Source organism: Chromobacterium sp. ASV23 (assembly GCF_016428945.1).
Taxonomy (GTDB): Bacteria; Pseudomonadota; Gammaproteobacteria; order Burkholderiales; family Chromobacteriaceae; genus Chromobacterium; species Chromobacterium sinusclupearum.
Genome location: NZ_JAELTR010000260.1, coordinates 1 through 302, shown reverse-complemented (window position 1 = coordinate 302; position 302 = coordinate 1). Strand labels below are relative to the sequence as shown.

Here is a 302-nt window from a genome sequence, read left to right as displayed (position 1 = left end):
CCCCCCCCCCCCCCCCCCCCCCCCCCCCCCCCCCCCCCCCCCCCCCCCCCCCCCCCCCCCCCCCCCCCCCCCCCCCCCCCCCCCCCCCCCCCCCCCCCCCCTCTTTTCAAGCAGAAGACGGCATACGCGATAATTGGCGGAGTCTCGTGGGCTCGGAGATGTGTATAAGAGACAGGCGCTGGCCTTGGCTCCCGAGCAAGGGCGGATCATGGCTTTGCGCCTGGGCGGCCAGGGCGCGCTGGCTGGCGTGCTGCGTCTCACCGACTGGGACCGCGGCGCCGGCGTGCTGACGCTGGGCTACG

General features: G+C 77.2%; 1 protein-coding gene. It reads right to left on the bottom strand.

Features of this window, described 5'->3' with window-relative positions; translation table 11 throughout:
• The coding region (locus JHD59_RS22510) for a hypothetical protein (protein ID WP_199155902.1) at positions 1 to 210 on the bottom strand (210 nt) is incomplete at its 3' end.
• Positions 211 to 302 lie beyond the last annotated feature (92 nt).